The sequence below is a fragment of the Pseudomonas sp. Ag1 genome, from assembly GCF_000278565.1.
In the GTDB taxonomy this organism is placed as follows: Bacteria; Pseudomonadota; Gammaproteobacteria; order Pseudomonadales; family Pseudomonadaceae; genus Aquipseudomonas.
In genome coordinates, this window is record NZ_AKVH01000041.1 from 1 (window position 1) to 17276 (window position 17276).

Here is a 17276-nt window from a genome sequence, read left to right on the forward strand (position 1 = left end):
ACAGCGAGGAGCCGAGTGGTGGGGCAAGAGCGTTTTGCTTACTTTTGCGCTGTTCAAAAGTGAGCCGCTGTAAGAGCGGAACCCATTTAAGCCATCACCCAAATAATGGATATTCACCCCCAAAGCCTACCGCTCAATCGACCGACTCCACCGCGCATTCCACTCGGGTCGTGCCTGGTTCACCTGATCCCAGTCAATCGAAATCGCCGTCTGCAAGTAACTGTTCATCGCCTCCACCCGCGCCCGGGTTTTGTCGGTAGTCGGCGTCGTAGGATTCGAAGGAATCTGATCCCCCAGTTCCAAAGCCGGCGCCTGAGCCTCTGCGGTCAACAAGAACTGCGCCAGTTTCTGCGCCAGCTCCGGCTGGTCATTCCGCGCAATCACACACTCCGCCACGTTCAACACCACCGCGCCTTCTTTCGGCTGCGCATACTCCATCGGCACACCCAACAACTGTTGCGTGGTCACCTGCGTCGGCGTCAGCGGAAAGATCGCCGCCTCATCCGTCTGCACCATCTCGGAAATCTTCGCCGAGCTGGCGATGTACTCCAGCACGTTGGGCCCGACGGTTTTCGGCCAGGCCTTGAACCCCGGCTCCACGTTGGTCTCGCTACCCCCCTGAATCCGGTTGAACATGAGGAACCCGTGCAACCCAAATGTGGACGAGGCCAACGACTGGAACACCACCTTGTCCTTGAAGCGCGGGTCGGCCAGGTCCATCCACGACGTCGGCGGCGCCCAGCCCTTTTCCTTGAACATTTTGGCGTTGTAACCCAACCCGGTCACCCCGAGCGTCACCGCAACCGCTTCTTCCTTGATCTTCGCCTTGGCCGGAATCTGGTCCAGGGTCGGGTTGGGCGTGAGCTTCTCGCACAACCCCATGGAAATCGCGCGGTACATGATGCCGTCGTCGAGGAACATCACGTGCATCTGCGGGTTGTCCTTGTTGGCCTGCACCTTGGCCAGGATGTCCGACGAGGTGCCCGGCACGATCACCACCTTGACGTTGTTGGCCTTTTCGAACGCGGGCAGCACCTTGTCGGCGTAGACCCGCTCCATGGTGCCGCCGTTCATGCCCAGGTAAAGCGTCGGTGCGGCGTGGGCCGCCGTGCTCAACAGGGCGAGGGACAGGCAAGACAGCGCAGTACGTTTGATCATGTGCATGAATCTTCCTCTCAGGCTTGGAAACGACGGATGGAAAATGCTTCGATGGGCTGCCGGCTGGCCCCCGTGCAGACGATCTCTGCCAGGGCTTCACCGACCGCAGGGCCGAGCTGGAACCCGGCGCCGGCAAAGCCGAAACCGTGGAGCAGGCCGGGTTGGGTGCTGCTGTCGCCGATCACCGGTTCGTGGTCGGGCAGATAACCTTCGGTGCCGCTCCAGGTACGGATCGCCTGGGCACCCTTGAGGAACGGGTACAACTCGCCGGCATTGCGCAGAATCTCCAGCACCGCCGCCTGGCCCGGGCGGGCTTGTTGCGGGCCCAGGGCAAAGCCGCGCCCGCCACCGAGGATGCAATTGCCCCGGGCGACTTGCCGCGCATAAATCCCGCCGCCTTCCACCCCGGTGCTCACGTCCATCACCACCGGCAACGGCTCGGTCACCAGCATCGCCGGGTGCGCCGAGGTCATCGGCACCGGCTCGCCAAAGTGCGCGGCCACGGTGCCGGCCCAGGCGCCGGCGCAGTTCAGCAGCCAGGGGGCTTGCAGCTGCAGCCCATTGGCACAGCGCAACTGAAACCGCTGGCCGTCATGTTCAAGATGGGTGACTTCGGTTTGCTCCATCACCCTCGCACCGTGGCGTTGCGCTGCGCGGGCAAAGGCGGGGGAGACCAGGCGCGGATTGGCGTGGCCGTCTTCGGGGCATAACGACGCGCCGACTGCCACATCACCCACCCACGGGAACCGGGCGCGCAGTTGAGCGTGGTCGAGCATTTGCAGGCCCAGGCCAAAGCCACGTGTAGCGTCGGCGTAAGCCTGCAGAGCCGCCAGATCGTCATGACTGCGGGCCAGTTTCAAATGCCCGGAGCGCACGTATTCCCCGTCGATGCCAATCAGCCCCGGCAAGTCGGACCATAGCTCATGGGCACGCTGCGATAGCGGCAGTTGGTGCAATGGCCGCCCCTGGCGCCGCACGCCGCCATAGTTCACACCGCTGGAGTGCGAGCCACAAAAGTCCCGCTCCAGCAGCACCACGCGGCGACCTTTCTGCGCCAGCATCAAAGCCGCCGAGGCCCCGACAATCCCGCCACCCAACACGATCACTTCACTGTCGATCATGGCTGCACCTCCACGCCAAACGGCAAGGGTTTGATCGGTGCCTGGCCACGCAGGCGGCCAACGTTTTCAATCTCGCGGCCACTGCGCTGGGCAACGATTTCCGCCGCCGCCAGCCCGCACATCCGGCCCTGGCAGCGGCCCATGCCAACCCGGCAATGGGCCTTGACCCGGTTCACTTCCCAGTGGCCTTCGTCCACCACCGCGCGTACTTCGCCGACGCTGACTTCTTCACAGCGGCACAGGATCAGTTCGTCCGGAGCTTCAGCGGCCCAGTTTTCCGGGAAGGGGAAGGCGGTTTCCAGGCCGTGGCGAAAGCGCTGGATACCTGCCAGTTGTTGTTCCAGCACGGGCCCGCGACGGTGGTCGATGGCAACACCGCTGTCTTCGAGCAAGGCCAATGCCGCTCGCTCGCCGGCCATTTGCGCCGCATCGGCGCCCATGATTCCTGCACCGTCGCCAGCCAGATACACCCCCGCGACACTGCTACGCCCGGCCGCATCTTGCTGCGGCAACCAGGCGCGGTTCAATGCATTCCAGGCAAATTCACACCCAAGTAAATCCGCCAGTTGGGTCTCGCTGCGCAGGGCATGGGCGAAGGCCACGGCATCACAGGCGATTTCCTGCTGGTCCCAGTGGATGCCCGTCACTCGTTGCTCGCCGTTGATGTGCGACAACGTTGCCCCTTGATGCACCGGGATGCCGTGGGCCGTTAGCCAGGCGCGGTAGTACAAACCCTTGGCCAGGGTCGCCGGCTGGCCGAGCAATGCCGGCAGGGCGCGGCATTGGGCGCTGAACGGCGCGCTGTCGAGCACCGCCACCACCTTGGCCCCGGCCTTGGCGTACTGATACGCCACCAGGTACAGCAACGGCCCGCTGCCGCAAAACGCGACGCGCTCACCGATGGCGCAGCCTTGATACTTCAGCGCGATTTGCGCCGCGCCCAGGCTGTACACACCGGGCAGCGTCCAGCCCGGCACGGGCAGGATGCGGTCGGTGGCGCCCGTGGCGACGATGATCTGCGTGTATTCGATGCTTTCGGCGTGGCCGTTGTTGAGCATGTCCAGGCGGCCATTTTCCGCATTCCACACCAGGGTTTCCGGCCGGTAGTCGATCCGGGTGGCCAGCTCATCCATGGTGCGATGCAGCGCTGTCGCCTTGCCCGCTTCAAACCCATACAGCTGCTTGGCCGAGCGCTGGAAGTTCGCCGGCTGGCGCCGATAGATCTGGCCGCCACCGCGCAGGCTCTCGTCCACCAACACCGGGGTTACGCCATGGTCCAGCAAGGTCCGGGCTGCGGTAATGCCCGCCGGGCCTGCGCCCACTATCACCACGCTCTTCATGCCTGGCGCCCCGGGTCACGGCGAATCGCCTGGCCGTCTTCCAGCAAGGTCGAACAGGCGCGCACTCGCCGACCATCTTCCAGGCGTACCCAGCAATCCTGGCAGGCCCCCATCAAGCAGAAACCGGCGCGGCGTTCGGCGCTGAAATCACTGCCCCGCAGGTGCTCGGCGCAGGTCAGTACGGCAGTCAGCAAGGTGTCCCCAAGCAGGCCCGTGGCAGGCTGTCCATCGAGGGTGAACGCCAGGCTGGGCCGCTCGGTTTCCGCCAGTCGTTTGAACAGTGCCATCAATGTTTCCCTACCAACACGCGATCCAGGCCGTAGACCCGGTCCAGCAGAATCATTGCCGCCGCCGTCAACCCGATCACCAGCGCCGACACGGCCGCCATCATCGGGTCGATGGATTCGGTGGCGTACACGTACATGCGCACCGGCAAGGTCTGGGTGGCCGGCGAGCTGACAAAGATCGACAGGGTCACTTCATCGAAACTGTTGATGAACGCCAGCAACCAGCCGCCGGCCACGCCGGGCAGAATCATCGGCAAGGTGATCTGGCGAAACAGGGTGAAGCGGCTGGCGCCGAGGGATTCGGCAGCCTGCTCGGCGCTGCGGTCAATGCCGATGGCGGCCGCCAATACCAGGCGCAATACGTAAGGCGTGATGATCACCACGTGGGCCAGCATCAACCAGGTGAAGCTGCCGTTGACGCCCATCATTGCGAACAGCCGCAGCATCGCCACCCCCAGCACCAGGTGCGGGATGATGATCGGCGAGAGGAACAGCGCACTGAAGAAGTTACGGCCGGGGAACTGGTAGCGACTGATTGCCAGCGCCGCCGGCACCGCGATCAACGTCGCCAGGGTGGCGGCAACGAACGCCAGGACCAGGCTGTTGTAGAACGCCTGGATAAAGTCCGCGCGCTCGAACACCGCATGAAACCAGCGCAGGGAGAAGCCCGAAGTGGGCAGGCTCAAGGTGTTTTCCGGGGTGAAGGCCACCAGGCACACCACCACCAGCGGCGCCATCATGAACAGCACCACCAGGCCGTGAAAGCCCAGGGCCAAAGGACCGTTTCTGGACATCGTCTTATACTCCCAGGGACTTTTTGTAGCGGCCTTCGACCATGCGGTTCCAGCTCAGCATGATCAGCAAGTTGACCAACAGAAGCACCACCGCGATGGTCGCGCCCATGGGCCAGTTGAGTTCCGAGAGGTATTGGTCGTAGACCACCGTGGCGACCATCTTCAGGCGGCGTCCGCCCAGCAGGCCGGGGATCGCGAAGGAGCTGGCAGCCAGGCCGAACACGATCAGGGTGCCGGACAGCACGCCGGGCATCACCTGCGGCAACACGATCTTGCGCATCACCGTGGCCTGGCTGGCACCCAGGGACAGCGCCGCCTGTTCCGCCGACGGGTCGAGCTTCTGCAGGGAGGTCCACACCGGGATGATCATGAACGGCAGCATCACGTGCACCAGTGCGATGATCACGGCGAACGAGGTGTACAGCAGCTTCACCGGCGTGCCGCCCAGGGCCTGGATCACCTGGTTCACCAGGCCATCGGCACCCAGCAGCAGGCTCCAGCCGAAGGCCCGCACCACCACCGAAATCAGCAGCGGGGTGAGGATCAGGATCAGGAAGATCGAGCGCCATGGCGTACCCATGCGGCTGAGGATGTAGGCCTCGGGCACGCCGATCACCACGCAGAGCAAGGTCACCAGGGCACTGATCCAGAAGGTGCGCCAGAAGATTTCGTAGAAGTACGAATCGCTGAACAGCGACAGGTAGTGGGCGAAGGTCCACTCATCGGCCTTCACCCCCACCTGATAGTCGAACACGTTGAACGACAGCACCAGTGTCAGGCCCAGGGGCAGGATCAGCAGCCCGAAAAACAACACCAGCGCCGGCAACGACAACAGGTAGCCACGGCTCATGCGCGCACCTCATCCGCGGCCAGCACCCGCAACAGGTTCGACTCCCAGTCCAGTCCCACTGCAGCGCCGCAAGCCAATGGCGCGCTGCCGTCGTTGCGACGGACCACGGTCAGCTCGCCGATCTCGGTCTTGATGCGATACAGCCATTGGCTGCCGAAGAAGTAGCTGTCGAGGATCCGGCCTTGCAGCCGGCCCTTGCTGGCCGCCACCAGGTCGATCTTTTCCGGGCGCAGGCTCAGGGTCAGTTCGCCGTTGCCGGGCTCGAAGCGCACTTGCGGCGCGCCGAGTTGATCGAAGTCGCCCGCCAGCAGGTTGGCCTTGCCGACAAAATCCGAGATGAAGCGTGTGCGCGGGTGTTCATAGAGTTTGTACGGCGCGTCGATCTGCGTCACGCGCCCGGCCTGCATCACTACTACCCGGTCGCTGATGGACAGCGCCTCGGCCTGGTCGTGGGTAACCATCAGGGTGGTGATCCCGACTTCACACTGGATGCGACGAATTTCGAACTGCATCTCTTCGCGCAGGTTGGCGTCGAGGTTGGAGAGGGGCTCGTCCAGCAGCAACACCGGCGGCTCGATCACCAGGGCGCGGGCCAGGGCCACGCGCTGACGCTGGCCGCCGGACAGTTCCCGCGGGTAGCGCTCGGCGTGGGGCGCCAGGCGCACCAGTTCCAGCACGGTCTTGACTCTGCTTGCGATCTCAGTGGCAGGCACCTTGCGCATCTTCAGGCCGAAGGCGACGTTGTCGCGCACGCTCATGTGGGGGAACAGCGCATAGCTCTGGAACACCACGCCCAGGCCACGGCTGGCGGGTTTGGCATGGGTGATGTCGCGACCGTCGAGGACGATCTGGCCACCGGTGACGTCGACGAAGCCGGCGATCATTTGCAAGGTGGTGGTCTTGCCGCAGCCCGAGGGGCCAAGCAGGGATACGAATTCGCCTTTTTCCACCGCAAGATCAGTGGCGACCACCGCGTCGACGGCGCCGTAGCGTTTGCTCAAGGCGTTGAGTTGGAGAAAAGCCATGTCTGCGTTCCACCTTTTTGAGTCGCGTCGAAACGCGCTTTTTTGTTTTGGGCAGATGCGAAAAGGGTGTTGCGGGTGCGTTGGCGCTCGATCTTGAGTCGGCTGCCGTTAGTTGTTCATTTCGCCCCTGTGGACGCAGATTAGGGCGAAAGACTAGGATGGCGGAAGATGGAATTTCACTGGATAGAGTACTTTTTTCAGTTTCATTCACTGACCAGAATTTAGTGTGAGATATCGGCTTATGGATTCCACTGAGCGGAATGAAAGTGTCAAGGAAGTCGGCGCCGGTGGCGTCTCCCGGTTGTTTGCATTACTGCGCATCCTCGGCGCGGCGCCGGACGGTGGTGAACGGGTGACGCAACTGGCGCAGCAGGTGGGGCTGTCGCAACCCACCACCCACCGACTGCTGCGCAGCCTGATGGACGAGGGCATGGTGGAGCAGGATGCGCGCAGCAAGCGCTATCGGCTGAGCCTGGAGTTCTTCGCACTGGCGGCGAATGCGGGCAACACCGGCAACCTGCGGGACCTGGTGCGGCCGAGCATGTTGCGCCTCAGTGCGTCGTTGGGGGATTCATTGTTCCTGCTGGCGCGCAGCGGGTTTGATGCGATCTGCCTGGACCGCAGTGAAGGGCCGTATCCGATCCGTACCTTTACCGGTGATATCGGCGGCCGCGTGGCGCTGGGCGTGGGGCAGGGCAGCCTGGCGATTTTGGCGTTTTTGCCGGAGGAAGAGCGCGAGACGGTGATCCGCTACAACTTGCCGCGGCTCAAGGATTTTCACCTGTACGACGAGGTGTTTTTGCGTTCGGAGGTGGAGAGTGTGCGGCGGTTGGGGTATGCGGCGCGCAATACCGGGGTGCTGGAAGGCATGGCCGGGTTGGCGGTGCCGATCCTGGATCGCAATGGGCATGCGGTGGCGGCGTTGAGTGTGGCGACCATCAGCGACCGCCTGGGGCCGGGGCGGTTGCCGACGGTGGTGGAGTTGTTGAAGCGCGAGGCGGCGGCGATCGGGCCGAAGATCAACCCGTTTGATCCGACGTTGCGCCGGCCTTCGCAGATCTTCGGTGGGTAGGTAATACCAGTAACGACACAGATCAAATGTGGGAGCGGGCTTGCTCGCAAATGCGGTGTATCAGTAAAAAATTTGGTGACTGACACACCGCATTCGCGAGCAAGCCCGCTCCCACATTTTAGACCGTGGCCATCTGTGGGATCCGGGTTGGACTCATCGCCGCCATCGCCACCGAAGTCGCCGCCGTGCGCGTCTCCACTCCCAGCTTCACATACACATGCTCCAGATGCTTGTTCACCGTCCTCGGACTCAACCCAAGAATGTCGCCAATATCCCGATTGGTCTTGCCACACGCCACCCAACGCAGCACTTCCACTTCCCGCTCCGTCAACTGAAACCGCGCCGACAATAGCTTGTGCGCCGGCTCATCCTCCAGGGTGATCACGCTCGGCTGTGTCGCCGCACGCGCCGACAGCAAAATCCGCGACGTACGCAAATGCGCCGCCACCCGCGCCAGCACTTCATCGGTCTGGATCGGCTTGGTCACGTAATCGCTGCCGCCCACCTCGAACCCCTGCACCACATGCTTGCTGTCGGTCAGCCCGGTCATGAACACCACCGGAATATCCGCGCTGGCCGGTTGTGCCTTGAGCCGGCGGCAGGTTTCAAAGCCGTCCAGCCCGGGCATCACCGCGTCCAGCAGGATCAAATCCGGGCGTCGGCGTTGCACGCGGTTCAGCGCGCTGAGGCCGTCCAGCGCCACCAGCACCATGTAGCCGGCGTCGTCCAGGGCGTCGGAGAGCATGGCCAGGTTGTCCGGGGTGTCGTCGACAATCAGCACCACGCCGGGCTCAGCGCTGTGGGTCAAGGCATTCATCTTCGGCCTCCTTCAGGATGCGGTTGAGTTCTTCCAGGCGAAAACTTTTCAGCAAGGCCCGGAGCTTGTTGATGAACGGTGCGGTACCTGGGCTGTCCAGCACGATGGCGTCGAGCTTTTCATGCAAACCACGCACATAGCCAATGGCGCTCAGTTCGGCGAGCACCGCGAGTTCTTCTGCGCTGGGTAGCGCGCCTTGGGTCGCGACCGGCGCGGCGAGCGGTGTGCGACGGCGCAGCCATTGCAAGTCCAGGTGCAGTTGCAGGCGCCCGAGCAGTTCAGGGGTACGCACCGGCTTGGCCAGGTAGTCGTTGCAGGCACCGGCGATGCTGCGTTCGCGGTCGTCAGTGAAGGCGTTGGCGGAGATGATGATAATCGGCGCGGCAGACAGCGCATTACGCCGGATCAGCCTGCTGGTGGCCCAGCCGTCCATGGTCGGCATCGAGAGGTCCATCAGGATCAGGTCCGGCGACAGCAGCGCCACCTGGCGGATCGCCTCCTGGCCGTTGCTGGCCTGGGACACCTCGAAGCCCAGGGGCGTGAGCATGCCGCTGAGCACCTTGCGATGGTCCACGTGGTCATCCACCACCAGGATGCGCCGTCGTTCGCCGTGGTAGCCGATGATGTCGTGCTCCACATGCACCACGGCTTGCGGCACGCGGACCTGGGACAGGAACAGCCGTACCTGGAAGCAGGTGCCCTTGTCCAGCTCGCTGACCACCCGCAATTCGCCGCCCATCAGCGAGGTCAGCATGCGTGTGATGGTCAGGCCCAGACCCACGCCCTTGTCCTGGCGCATCAGGTCGCCGCGTTCGAACGGCTGGAAAATCCGCTCGATCTGTTCGGGGTCAATCCCGATGCCGGTGTCGATGATTTCGAAGTTGGCGGTCTCGCGCATGTAGCTGACCCGCAGGCGCACCTCGCCGCTGTCGGTAAAGTTGATCGCGTTGCCCAGCAGGTTGATCAGGATCTGCCGCACGCGTTTTTCATCGCCACGCACCACGGCGGGGATCTTGCCCACGCAGTCCAGGCGAAAGCGCAGGCCCTTGTCTTCGGCCTGGGGGGTGAACATTTGTTCCAGGTCGTGGATCAGTTCCGGGAAGGGGATTTCGGTGAGTTCCAGGCGCAGCTTGCCGGCCTCGATCTTCGCCACGTCCAGCAGGCCGTCGATCAGCGACAGCAGGTGCGAGCCGCTGCGCAGGATGGTCGCCAGGGCGTCCTGATGCTGTTCGGGCATGGCACTGTCGCGCTGCAGGATCTGGGTGAAGCCGAGGATGCTGTTGAGCGGCGTGCGCAGCTCGTGGGACAGCCCGGTGACGTAGCGACTCTTGGCCGCGTTCGCTGCTTCCGAGGCTTCCTTGGCCTGTTGCAGGGCCTGGTCGGTGAGGCTGTGGGCGGCGATCTCCTGCATCAGCAGCGAGGTTTGCCGGTCGGATTCTTCCTGGGCCACCCGCCGGCTTTCGCGGGTGAGTACTACCCACCAGGCGAGTACGGCGGCCAGCACCGAGAGCGTGAGGAACGCCTTGAAAAACGCCTGGTACAAGGTTTGCGAATGGGGCAAACCCTGGGCCGCCTGCATGTAGATCAGCGCCAGGGCCCCGGCGAGCATCAGCACCAGCGCCATCAACAATCCGAGGTAATGCGCCAGCCGCGTATGCAGGCGCGGTACCAACGTCGTCGGCAGCAACCAGCGCAACACCCCTTCGAACTGGCTGGCCAGGCGTGCGTGGGGTTTGCAACGGTCGCCGCAACGCGCATCCAGTGAGCAACAGAGCGAGCAGATCGGCGTGCTGTAGGCCGGGCAGAACGCCATGTCGGCGGTCTCGAACGGGTTGCTGCACAGCCCGCAGATCACCAGGCCGGTGCCGGGTTGCGGGTGTATCAATTGCGCCTCGCTGCTGCGCGCAATGTAGTAGCGGCCCTTGGTCAGCCACGCCAATAGCGGCGCCATGATTAACGCGGTGCCCAGCGCGACAAACGGTGGCGCAGCCTGGGCCAGGGCGCCGAACAGGCCGAAGTGGGCGAGGATCGACAGCAGCGAGGCAATCAGCATCGAGCCGACACCCACCGGGTTGATGTCGTAGAGGTGCGCGCGCTTGAATTCGATGTGTTTGGGCGACAGGCCCAGGGGCTTGTTGATCACCAGGTCCGCTACCAGCGTGCCGATCCAGGCAATCGCGATATTCGCGTAGAGCCCCAGCACCTGCTCGATCACATCGAACACGCCGAGCTCCATCAGCATCAGCGCAATGGCGACGTTGAACACCAGCCACACCACGCGGCCGGGGTGGCTGTGGGTCACGCGGGCAAAGAAGTTCGACCAGGCCAGGGAGCCGGCGTAGGCGTTGGTCAGGTTGATCTTCATCTGCGAGATGAACACGAACAGCACCATCGCCCCCAGCGCCCATTCGGGAGAGGAGAACACATAGCCGAACGCGACGAGGTACATCTGGGTTGGCTCGGCGGCGCGCTCCATGGGGATTTCATGTTGCAGGGCGAGGAACGCCAGGAACGCCCCGGCGAACATTTTCAACGCCCCCGGCACGATCCAGCCGGGCCCGGCGCATAACAGCGCGGCCCACCAGCGCTTGCGGTTGGCGCTGGTTTTTTCCGGAAGGAAGCGCAGGTAGTCCACCTGTTCGCCGATCTGCGTGACCAGCGACAGCGCCACGGTGCAGGCGGCGCAGAACGACAGCAGATTGAAGTCGCCGCCGTCGCTGCTGCGGCCGACAAAGCTGGTCCAGTCGCTGAAGGCCTCGGGGTTTTTCCACAACACGAAGCCATAGGGCAGTACCAGCAGCACCAGCCACAGCGGTTGCGTCCACAATTGCAGGCGGCTGATCAGCGTTACGCCGTAGGCCACCAGCGGGATCACCAGCAGTGAACAGATGACATAGGCGATGGCCAGCGGGATATGGAAATACAACTCCAGGGCAAGGGCCATGATCGCCGCTTCCAGGGCGAAGAACAGGAAGGTGAAACTGGCGTAGATCAGCGAGGTGATGGTGGAGCCGATGTAACCGAAGCCCGCGCCGCGGGTCAGCAGGTCCATGTCCACGCCATAGCGGGCGGCGTAGTAGCTGATGGGCAGGCCGGTCAGGAAGATCACCAGGCTGATGGCGAGGATCGCCCAGAAGGTGTTGGTAAAGCCGTAGCTCAAGGCCAATACGCCGCCGATGGCCTCCAGCGCCAGGAACGACACCGCGCCCAAGGCGGTGTTGGCGATGCGCAGTTCCGACCATTTGCGGAAGGACTTCGGGGTGTAGCGCAGGGCGTAGTCTTCCATGGTCTCGTCGGCGACCCAGGAGTTGTAGTCGCGGCGGATCTTGACGATGCGCTGGGTGCCGGGGAGGGGGTGCACGGTGGGGAACTCCTGCAAGGATGGGGAGATGGCAGCAATATTCGTGCCCCAGTCCTGCGGGGTGCGCTCTTCGTGGCGAGGGAGCTTGCTCCCGTTGGACTGCGAAGCAGGCCCAGCAAGACCACTTCATTTTTCCAGGCAGAACCGGGTCGCCGGTTTTGGGGCCGCTGCGCAGCCCAACGGGAGCAAGCTCCCTCGCCACAGGGGTTTCCTTTCCCAAGGCGGGCGGGATCCTGCTCGAAAATGGTGCGCAACGGCATACGTCAAATGACGTACCCCGTTACGTCAGGCTGCGTATACCCGCCGTGGCCACCTGCCGCCATGCTGAACCCCTCATTGCAGAGGAGTCGCCCCATGGAATCACGATTGATCCGCTCCAAACCGTTGTTGGCCTTATCACTGCTGGCGGCGAGTCTGTTCAGCCATGGCGTCATGGCCGACAACGAAGGCCTGGCGGTGACGCCTACCGAAGTCACCGTCGGCCAGTTGCACTCGGCCACCGGCACCATGGCGATTTCCGAAACCGGTTCGATCCAGGCCGAACGCCTGGCCATCGAGCAGATCAACGCCTCGGGCGGGATCCTCGGGCGGCAGATCAAGGTGATCCAGGAAGACGGCGCGTCCGACTGGCCGACCTTCGCCGAAAAGGCCAAGAAACTGCTGGTGAACGACAAGGTGGCTGCAGTGTTCGGCTGCTGGACCTCCGCTTCACGCAAAGCCGTATTGCCGATCTTCGAGAAAGAAAACGGCCTGCTCTACTACCCGACCTTCTACGAAGGCCTGGAACAGTCGAAAAACGTGATCTACACCGGCCAGGAAGCGACCCAGCAAATCCTCGCCAGCCTCGACTGGATCGCCAAGACCAAGGGCGCCAAAACCTTCTACCTGGTGGGCTCGGACTACATCTGGCCGCGCACCTCGATGAAGATCGCGCGCAAGCACATTGAAAACGTCCTGCACGGCACCGTGGTCGGCGAAGACTACTACCCGCTGGGCAACACCCAGTTCGGTTCGCTGATCAACAAGGTCAAGCTGAAAAAGCCTGACGTGGTGTTTGCGGCCGTGGTGGGCGGCTCCAACGTGGCCTTCTACAAACAGCTCAACGCAGCGGGCGTGAACGCGTCCAAGCAAACCCTGTTGACCCTGTCGGTGACCGAAGACGAACTGCTGGGCATCGGCGGCGAAAACATGGCTGGCTTCTATGCCTCGATGAAGTACTTCCAGAGCCTCGACAACCCGAACAACAAAGCCTTCGTGGAAGCGTTCAAGGCCAAGTACGGCAAGGATGCAGTGATCGGTGATGTGACCCAGGCGGCCTACCTCGGCCCATGGTTGTGGAAAGCGGCGGTGGAGAAGGCCGGCAGTTTCGACGTGGATAAAGTCGTCGCCGCATCGCCTGGCATCGAGCTGAAAAACGCGCCGGAAGGCTATGTGAAGATCCACGAAAACCATCACCTGTGGAGCAAGTCGCGCATCGGCGAAGTGCAGCCCAATGGCCAGTTCAAGGTGATCTACGAGTCGGATCTGATCGAGCCGAATCCGTTTCCGAAAGGCTATCAATAACCTCGGGTCTGGCGCTGATCTGAATGTGGGAACTGGTTTTGTGTGGGAGCGGGCTTGCTCGCGAAAGCGGTGAATCAGTGAGTGCATCCGGTACTGACACACCGTATTCGCGAGCAAGCCCGCTCCCACACAAGCCAGCTCCCACATAAAGCAGAAGCAGATTGCATTTCAACCTCCCGCTCAGGAGACCATCATCATGGAATGGCTATCGGAATTTGGAGCCATCGCGGCGATGCAGGGGTTCAACGGCTTGTCCGTGTTCTGCGTGCTGTTGCTGATGGCATTGGGACTGGCAATCATCTTCGGCCAGATGGGCGTGATCAACATGGCCCACGGTGAGTTCCTGACCATTGGCGCCTACACCACCTACGTCTGTTCCAGCCTTACCGCGCATTTCGCGCCGAGCTTTCAGCCGTATTACTTTTTCGTTGCCATTGCCCTCTCATTCCTCGTCGCGGGCGCCGTGGGCTGGCTGGTGGAATGGGCAATGATCAGCCGCTTGTACAAGCGGCCCCTGGACACTTTGCTCGCCACCTGGGGTTTGTCCCTGGTGATGCAGCAAACCTTCCGCTCGGTGTTCGGCGCCCGTGAAGTGAGCGCCGAACCGCCGGCCTGGCTGATGGGTTCGGTGAACCTCACCGACGCCATCGAAATCCCGCGCAACGGCCTGTTCATGATGGGCCTGACCGTGCTGCTGACCGGGGCGATCTTCGTCATGCTCTACCGTTCGCGCTGGGGCTTGCAGGTGCGCGCCACCGTGCAGAACCGCTTGATGAGCCGGGCGGTGGGCATCAACACGCGCAAGGTCGACCGCATGACCTTCGCCCTCGGCTGCGGCGTGGCGGGCGTGGCCGGTGCGGCGTTCACCACCATCGGCTCCACCGGGCCGACCGCCGGTTCGCAGTACATCGTCGACACCTTCCTGGTCGTCGTATTCGGCGGCGCGCAAAGCCTGTTCGGCACCATTGCCTCGGCGTTCGTGATTGCCCAGACCCAATCGCTGTCGGAGTTTTTCCTCAGTGGCTCGATGGCCAAGGTGCTGACGCTGTCGTCGGTGATCCTGATCCTGATGCTGCGCCCGCAAGGGTTGTTCTCCATCAAAGTGCGCAAGTAGAGGCGAACCGATGAAGGCTCTAGACAAACTGCTGGGCGGCCAGCAAAACCTGATCGGCATCGTGCTGTTGGCGCTGTTGATCCTCGTGGTGTTCCCGCTGACCCTGGACGCCTTCCGGCTGAACATGGTCGGCAAGTACCTGACCTACGCGTTCGTCGCTGTGGGCCTGGTGCTGTGCTGGGGCTATGGCGGGATTCTCAGCCTCGGGCAGGGCGTGTTTTTCGGGGTCGGCGGCTACTGCATGGCGATGTTCCTGAAGCTTGAGGCCTCGGACCCGATCAGTACCAAGATCCAGTCCACCCCGGGCATCCCGGACTTTATGGACTGGAACCAGATCACCGAATTGCCGTGGCTCTGGCAGCCGTTCCACAGCTTCACGTTTACCTTGTTCGCGGTGATTGCGGTGCCGGTGCTGCTGGCGTTCATCATTGGCATGGCGCTGTTCAAGCGGCGGGTGGGCGATGTGTATTTCTCCATCGTCACCCAGGCGATTGCGCTGATCCTCACGGTGCTGATCGTCGGCCAGCAAGGCCTTACCGGTGGTGTCAATGGCATTACTGACCTCAAGACCCTGCTGGGCTGGGACCTGCGCGGTGACGGCGCGAAGATGATCCTGTATTTCATCAACGCCGGGCTGTTGTTCGGCTGCATCTTCATTGGCCGTTTTATCCTCGCCTCGAAGCTGGGCCGGCTGTTGATGGCCATGCGCGACAAGGAAGAGCGGGTACGGTTTTCCGGGTATGACGTGGCCAGCTTCAAGATTTTCGTGTTCTGCGTGGCGGCGGCGTTCTCGGCGATTGGCGGGGCGATGTTTGCCTTGCAGGTGGGCTTTATGTCGCCGTCGTTCGTGGGCATCGTGCCGTCCATCGAGATGGTGATCTTTGCCGCGGTGGGCGGGCGCATGTCACTGCTGGGCGCGGTGTATGGCGCGTTGCTGGTGAACTATGGCAAGACCTACTTTTCCGAATCCTTCCCCGAGCTGTGGCTATACCTGATGGGCGGGTTGTTTATCGCCGTGGTCATGTACTTCCCCAACGGCCTGGCGGGGTTGTGGGACAGCCATGGTCGCCAGGCCCTGGCCCGAGTGTTGCGGCGCAAGCCGGTGGTCAAGGCCGAGCCCGCGAAGATCAAGCCCAAGGCGGAAGCCAAGATCCTGGAGACACAGCCATGACCGCCGTCGGTTTTGAAATGAAGAAACCGGTGTTGGCTATCGAAGGCCTCACCGTGTCATTCGATGGCTTCAAGGCTGTCGACAACCTCAACCTGTATATCGACCGCAATGAAGTGCGGGTGGTGATCGGGCCCAACGGCGCCGGCAAAACCACGGTGCTGGATTTGATCTGCGGCAAGACCCGCGCCACCAGTGGCAGCATCCAGTTCGACGGCCAGGAACTGACCAAAATGCGCGAATACAACATCGTGCGCGCTGGGGTAGGGCGCAAGTTCCAGAACCCATCGATCTACGAAAACCTCACGGTGTTTGAAAACCTCGAGATGTCGTATCCGGCCGGGCGCAAGGTGTGGGGCGCGCTGTTTTTCAAGCGTAATGCCCAGGTGATTGCGCGGGTCGAGGAGGTGGCGCGGGAAATCTTCCTCGGCGACTTGTTGCAGCAGCAGGCGGACCTGCTGTCTCACGGGCAAAAGCAGTGGCTGGAGATTGGCATGCTGCTGATGCAAGACCCTGAATTGCTGATGCTCGACGAGCCGGTGGCCGGGATGAGCGTCAACGAGCGGGCGCAAACGGCCGAGTTGCTCAAGCGCATCAGCCAGGGGCGCTCGGTGTTGGTGATCGAGCATGACATGGAGTTCGTCAAGAGCATTGCCCACAAGGTCACGGTGTTGCATCAGGGCAAGGTGCTGGCCGAGGGCAGCATGGAGTCGGTGCAGAGCAATCCGAAAGTCATTGAAGTGTATTTGGGCCACTGAGGAGTCGGGCATGTTCAAGATCGACAAACTGTCGTGTGGGTACGGGCAGAGCCAGATTCTTCACGACCTGGAGCTGGATGTGGCGAAGCGTGAGATCGTCGCGGTGATGGGGCGCAACGGGATGGGCAAGACCACGTTGTTCAAGAGCCTGATGGGTATTTTGCCGCAGTGGCAGGGGCAGGTGAGTGTGGATGGGCATGATGTGTCTGCGCTTGAAACCCATGAGCGGGTGGAGCGGGGGATTGCCTATGTGCCGCAGGGGCGGATGATTTTTCCCAGCATGAGTGTGTTGGAGAATATTCAGACTGGGTTGCCGGCGGCGGCCCGGGGCAGGGTGCCTGAGGATTTGTATGCGCTGTTTCCGGTGCTGTATGACATGCGTTCGCGCAAGGGTGGGAATTTGTCTGGGGGGCAGCAACAGCAGTTGGCGATTGCCCGGGCGTTGGCGACGAATCCCAAGGTGTTGTTGCTCGATGAGCCGACTGAGGGGATTCAGCCTTCGATCATCAAGGACATTGCTCGTACGCTTAAGGAGATTCGCAATTTGCGGGATTTGACGATTGTTGTTTCTGAGCAGGTGTTGTCGTTTACTTTGGAAATTGCTGATCGGTTTTTGGTGATTGAGAAGGGGAGGTTTGTGATTGAGGAAACTCGGGATCGGGTGGATGAGGCGACCATTAGTCGGTATTTGTCGGTTTGACCTGGCTGGGTACATATCCGTTATTTGGGTAACGGCGGCTTATGGTTTCGCTCTTACAGCGAGTCACTTTGCAAAAGCGTGTACGGACCGGACACATGGTGGACACATGTGCGGGGACATGGTTGACACTTTATGAACCGTAATCAGG

At 62.3% G+C, this 17276-nt stretch carries 15 protein-coding genes; 6 read left to right on the forward strand and 9 right to left on the reverse strand.

The annotated features are described in order from the left end of the window. Window positions 1-126: 126 nt before the first annotated feature. Genes A462_RS31200 through A462_RS31170 form a run of 7 tightly spaced genes read right to left on the reverse strand, consistent with a single transcriptional unit; the run spans window position 127 to window position 6575 of the window. Complete coding sequence (locus A462_RS31200; protein ID WP_003218283.1) at window positions 127-1158, reverse strand: ABC transporter substrate-binding protein; 1032 nt, start codon at window positions 1156-1158, stop codon at window positions 127-129. 17 nt (window positions 1159-1175) lie between these two features. Further along, a complete protein-coding gene (locus tag A462_RS31195) occupies window positions 1176-2279 on the reverse strand; it encodes an NAD(P)/FAD-dependent oxidoreductase (RefSeq protein WP_008430551.1) in 1104 nt (367 codons plus the stop codon). Further along, window positions 2276-3619, reverse strand: a complete 1344-nt coding sequence (locus tag A462_RS31190; protein ID WP_008430553.1) for an FAD/NAD(P)-dependent oxidoreductase — start codon at window positions 3617-3619, stop codon at window positions 2276-2278. Before A462_RS31190 ends, A462_RS31195 begins: the two co-directional genes overlap by 4 nt. Next, the gene (locus tag A462_RS31185; RefSeq protein WP_003218277.1) at window positions 3616-3906 is read right to left on the reverse strand and encodes a (2Fe-2S)-binding protein; all 291 of its coding nucleotides are present in this window, start codon (window positions 3904-3906) and stop codon (window positions 3616-3618) included. The genes A462_RS31190 and A462_RS31185 overlap by 4 nt, the downstream gene beginning before the upstream one ends. Then, on the reverse strand, window positions 3906-4700 hold the full coding sequence (locus tag A462_RS31180) for an ABC transporter permease (protein ID WP_003218275.1): 795 nt from the start codon (window positions 4698-4700) through the stop codon (window positions 3906-3908). Before A462_RS31180 ends, A462_RS31185 begins: the two co-directional genes overlap by 1 nt. A gap of 4 nt (window positions 4701-4704) precedes the next feature. Further along, the gene (locus A462_RS31175) at window positions 4705-5550 is read right to left on the reverse strand and encodes an ABC transporter permease (RefSeq protein ID WP_008430555.1); all 846 of its coding nucleotides are present in this window, start codon (window positions 5548-5550) and stop codon (window positions 4705-4707) included. Further along, window positions 5547-6575 (reverse strand): ABC transporter ATP-binding protein, encoded by a 1029-nt coding sequence (locus tag A462_RS31170; protein ID WP_008430556.1) that lies wholly within the window; start codon window positions 6573-6575, stop codon window positions 5547-5549. The genes A462_RS31175 and A462_RS31170 overlap by 4 nt, the downstream gene beginning before the upstream one ends. A 241-nt stretch (window positions 6576-6816) precedes the next feature. Between A462_RS31170 and A462_RS31165 the strand changes: the two genes are divergently transcribed. Then, complete coding sequence (locus tag A462_RS31165) at window positions 6817-7647, forward strand: IclR family transcriptional regulator (protein WP_003218269.1); 831 nt, start codon at window positions 6817-6819, stop codon at window positions 7645-7647. Between the two features lie 118 nt (window positions 7648-7765). On the opposite strand, the gene A462_RS31160 is transcribed toward A462_RS31165, so the two are convergent. After that, window positions 7766-8464, reverse strand: coding sequence for a response regulator (locus A462_RS31160; protein ID WP_008430557.1), 699 nt, complete (start codon window positions 8462-8464; stop codon window positions 7766-7768). Continuing rightward, window positions 8439-11825, reverse strand: coding sequence for an ATP-binding protein (locus A462_RS31155; protein ID WP_008430558.1), 3387 nt, complete (start codon window positions 11823-11825; stop codon window positions 8439-8441). The genes A462_RS31160 and A462_RS31155 overlap by 26 nt, the downstream gene beginning before the upstream one ends. Window positions 11826-12179: 354 nt before the next feature. On the opposite strand from A462_RS31155, the gene urtA reads away from it, so the two are divergent. The 5 genes from urtA (at window position 12180) to urtE (ending at window position 17128) form a co-directional block, all read left to right on the forward strand. After that, window positions 12180-13388 (forward strand): urea ABC transporter substrate-binding protein, encoded by a 1209-nt coding sequence (gene urtA, locus A462_RS31150; RefSeq protein WP_003218263.1) that lies wholly within the window; start codon window positions 12180-12182, stop codon window positions 13386-13388. 196 nt (window positions 13389-13584) lie between these two features. Continuing rightward, window positions 13585-14502, forward strand: coding sequence for an urea ABC transporter permease subunit UrtB (urtB, locus tag A462_RS31145; RefSeq protein ID WP_008430559.1), 918 nt, complete (start codon window positions 13585-13587; stop codon window positions 14500-14502). Between the two features lie 10 nt (window positions 14503-14512). Continuing rightward, the gene (gene urtC / locus A462_RS31140; protein WP_003218260.1) at window positions 14513-15673 is read left to right on the forward strand and encodes an urea ABC transporter permease subunit UrtC; all 1161 of its coding nucleotides are present in this window, start codon (window positions 14513-14515) and stop codon (window positions 15671-15673) included. Beyond that, entirely contained in the window at window positions 15670-16428 is a 759-nt protein-coding gene (gene urtD, locus A462_RS31135) for an urea ABC transporter ATP-binding protein UrtD (protein ID WP_003218258.1), read from the forward strand. The genes urtC and urtD overlap by 4 nt, the downstream gene beginning before the upstream one ends. Window positions 16429-16438: 10 nt before the next feature. Continuing rightward, complete coding sequence (gene urtE / locus A462_RS31130; protein ID WP_008430563.1) at window positions 16439-17128, forward strand: urea ABC transporter ATP-binding subunit UrtE; 690 nt, start codon at window positions 16439-16441, stop codon at window positions 17126-17128. Window positions 17129-17276: the final 148 nt, after the last annotated feature.